The organism is Pelistega indica (assembly GCF_000506865.1).
Taxonomy (GTDB): Bacteria; Pseudomonadota; Gammaproteobacteria; order Burkholderiales; family Burkholderiaceae_B; genus Taylorella; species Taylorella indica.
On sequence record NZ_AYSV01000012.1, the window covers coordinates 1 to 3,501 of the forward strand.

Here is a 3,501-nt window from a genome sequence, read left to right on the forward strand (position 1 = left end):
TCAGCGTTGACKCCGATGACGCACTCGTTGAGGCGGCTGACGCACTTGAACTAGCTCTAGACGCTGAAGTTGACGCCGATGACGCACTCGCTGAGGCGGCTGACGCACTTGAACCGGCACTAGACGCTGAAGTCGAGGCCGATGACGCACTGCTTGACGCGGCTGAGGCACTTGAACCAGCACTAGACGCTGAAGTTGACGCCGATGACGCACTCGCTGAGGCGGCTGTCGCACTCGTTGAGGCACTACTAGCAGCACTTTGTGCGATCAATGCACTAGATATAGCGCTAGAAGATACACTCGAAATTGCATCATGAATCGTCGTCTTACCAGTACCACCAATATTTGTCATGCTAATAGTGCCATCAGAATTAACTCTTGCACCTCCACCCAATAATGAAGCTATACTGGTTGCTGTCTGAGCGACACTTAATGCTACCGCATACAGCTGTGAACCATTAATGGCATCAGTTGATGATACACTAACAGCGCCAGGTGCGACATTTTTGATTTGACGCTCTGCTCCTTGAGCCCCTACACTTACTTGTGAACCAGCAGCAATATTTTGAGCGCCAGCAAAGGTACCATAAGTTAATGACCCTGTTACTGTACCTACTGTACTAGTAATTGTTGCATTAGTTATTTTTGTCGCATCAGCATCTGTTTGTGAACCATTCCCTAAAGCCACACTCCCCTGCTTAGCTGCAGAGGCATTAGCACCAAATGCCACAGCTCCATCAGCACCTGCTGTAGTATCACTACCTATAGCAAGCGCCTTTACTCCAGTAGCTTTTACATTAACCCCTATAGCAATAGAATTATTTCCTTCGGCAATGGCGTACTCATTTTTATCTGAAATACATCTACCAGAACCGATAGCTAACTCACCCGTAGTTCCTTCTGCAATTCTCTGAGTTAAGGCACCATTAACCCCATTATTACATGCTTGTACTTGTACTTGCGCCACCACATTATTTTGCATCCCTGCAAACATACCAATAACCGTGACTAATAAACTACTTAAAGTAGAAACGGTAAATTTACCACCCACTGGTATTCTTGAGTCTATTTCACCTGATGAAACGGAGGAACTAGACTTGGCTTGACCTTTTGCTAATTCTGACGTTACAACCAATTGGTTATATCGTTTGCTCCAAATAACTTTAAATATTTTGTTCATATTTTTTATTTAGACTATAAAAAGAAAGAAGAGAGTTATCTTGCTATCTACTCTCTAAATGGTTATATACTCACTTCAGACACACTGAAATACTGTAGGCACAAGCGTAGTCACAACGCTAAGCGAGTAGCTAATTAATACAATGTAAAACTTATGGATAACGATTATTCTGGATAGAAATTTCTGGAAGCTTGGCTATTTTAAGCCTAAAAATCATTGTGTAAAATCAGTTTCCTAACACTAAAATAATTGCACAGCAAGTAAGGTATAATATCACCTTTTAAAGCAGCGTGGTTAATATTAAATAACTATTTTTCTACAGCAACCACTCAAAAGAAATTATTTTCTTTAAATTCAGTGTTCTAACAAATAAGCATCCTTATAAAGCCTATGAATTGACGCCATGCTTGGGGATTTTCTCACTCTTCTAGAAAATTATTTTTTTAAATTCCCCATAACGCTGTTTTAATCAATAAGCGGTAAGAACACAACATTAAGGGTATCATTTTGCCCTCCATCCCCTGATGGTAATATCCTAAATCGCCCATATATCAGACTAATCAATAAACAGCATTGCTGATGCAATGGCTATCCAGAATAATTTTTGATAACAATCATCAGTCCTCGAAAAAAACGCTTTGATAACCTATTCCACTCTTTTGAGCTAACTCAACGATTTATCAGCAGCGGAATGCAACTCCTCAATATCTTGCTGAGTAGCCAATGGTTCAATATGAGCTTGACTCAACTGCCGCTGTTGATCCATCTCTATTTCCTCTGCTTCTGCCAATTCTGCAGATGAAATAACCATTTCTTTTTCATCAGCCAACGTACTTAAGATATTTTGTTCAATAATAACCGCTGGCTCATTGAATCGATGCCATATGGTTTTAATATCATCAAATAAAGGACCACTAGATAAGTACACCAGCACTGAAGCAAGAAAACAAGTGAATAAAAAGCCAAAAGTTTTAAACCCATAAGCACCCGCAATGCCACCAAGGAAAAACAAAAACAACACTTGTACTAAAAGTTTTAATTTTTTAATATTGGCATGAACAGGAGGTACATTTATATCTTTTTTACTGGCTCTATTCCAATAAAGCATTTTACCTATTTCCATCCCCATGTCCGTCACCGTACCCGTCACATGTGTGGTCCTTAATGCATATTGCGAGATATCCGTACTAATCGCATTTTGTAGACCCATGATATAACAAAGCGTGGCTACAGTTAAAGAGGTCCATAGCCAGGAGATTTCCCAGCGTATGCCATCTAATAAACCAAAAAACATCAGCGCACATGCTTCAATAAAAATTGGCAACGCATATTCACTTTGTAAATGCAAATGACGCATTAAATTGATAATAACGGTGGTTGTAGCTGATCCTGCAATAAACGCTAATAAAGCACCAAAGCCCCATAACACTAAACTAACTTCACCGAGAGCAATCATATCAGACATATGCGACACAATGCCTGACATATGTGATGTATATTGCTGTACCGCTAAAAATCCTCCTGCATTAATTGCTCCTGCCACAAAGGATAAAAAACAGACTAATTCTGTATTAGCAGAATATGTTCGTGCTTTACCTGTCAAACGATTTGAATATGCCAACAACATTTTGCTCTCAGTCAACCATTAAATTAAATAAAATTCACTATTTATACGTTAGTTTTCATTAACTTTCAATTAAATGCAGATTAAAAACATTAAAAATTAAAATTGAAAAAGCGATATTCTTTTATTATGATAACTAAATTATTAAGTTTTTATCTTTCTTTAATTTAGTCAAACAAACACCATGGATACTTTAGTCGTTTCACGTAAAAATACCAGCACTTGGTCAACAAAAAAAGTTCTAGAGCTATTTCAGTTACCCTTTATGGACTTATTATACCAAGCACAACAAGTTCATCGCGCGAATCATGATCCAAATAAAATTCAATTATCTAGTCTTTTATCGATCAAAACAGGTGGCTGCCCTGAAGATTGTAAATATTGTCCACAATCAGCACGTTATGAGACTGAGGTTGAGCGTGAACGTTTATTAGCACTACAAGAGGTATTAAAATCAGCTCAAGCAGCCAAGGAAAATGGTGCAACACGATTCTGTATGGGTGCAGCATGGCGAGGCCCTAAAGAGCATCAACTTGAAGATGTCATGGAAATGATTCGCCAGGTCAAAGCAATGGGTATGGAAACCTGTGTCACACTTGGTATGCTAAAAGAGGGGCAAGCAGAAAAATTAAAAGAAGCTGGTCTAGACTACTACAATCATAATTTAGATACCTCACCAGAGTTTTATGGTGACTGA

At 38.8% G+C, this 3,501-nt stretch carries 2 protein-coding genes and 1 pseudogene; 1 reads left to right on the plus strand and 2 read right to left on the minus strand.

Annotated elements, in window-relative coordinates; genetic code table 11:
• Both V757_RS17050 and V757_RS17055 read right to left on the minus strand, forming a co-directional pair.
• Positions 1-1,180: ESPR-type extended signal peptide-containing protein (locus tag V757_RS17050; protein WP_261796419.1), on the minus strand; the 1,180-nt coding region annotated here is incomplete at its 3' end.
• A gap of 664 nt (positions 1,181-1,844) precedes the next feature.
• Positions 1,845-2,807, minus strand: coding sequence for a YoaK family protein (locus tag V757_RS17055; protein WP_023949244.1), 963 nt, complete (start codon positions 2,805-2,807; stop codon positions 1,845-1,847).
• 181 nt (positions 2,808-2,988) lie between these two features.
• On the opposite strand from V757_RS17055, the pseudogene V757_RS17060 reads away from it, so the two are divergent.
• Positions 2,989-3,501, plus strand: a pseudogene (locus tag V757_RS17060) (biotin synthase BioB); the annotation flags it as partial.